Annotated in this window: 1 protein-coding gene; it reads left to right on the top strand. The window is 55.5% G+C overall.

Annotated elements, in window-relative coordinates; all coding sequences use genetic code 11:
* Positions 1–8: 8 nt before the first annotated feature.
* Positions 9–220 (top strand): Rz1-like lysis system protein LysC (lysC, locus tag A596_RS23940; RefSeq protein WP_412130343.1); only part of this gene is annotated, 212 nt, incomplete at its 3' end.

Genomic DNA, 220 nt, shown 5'->3' on the forward strand with positions numbered 1-220 from the left:
GCCTTTGCCTGCTCATGTTGTCAGCCTGTACGACCGCCCCACCTTCCGCTCCAGCACCGATTATCTGGAATACTTGCGAAACACCAACCGCGTGCCACCTGGTCGGAACCCGCCCTAAGACTAACGGCGATTTTCAACTGGCCTATGAACGTGCAGTAGCCGATTGGGCTGATTGTGCGGCAAAGGTAGAAGCACACATCACCTGCAACCAAAAAGCGAC

This window comes from Cellvibrio mixtus subsp. mixtus J3-8 (genome assembly GCF_000766945.1).
Classification (GTDB): Bacteria; Pseudomonadota; Gammaproteobacteria; order Pseudomonadales; family Cellvibrionaceae; genus Cellvibrio; species Cellvibrio mixtus_A.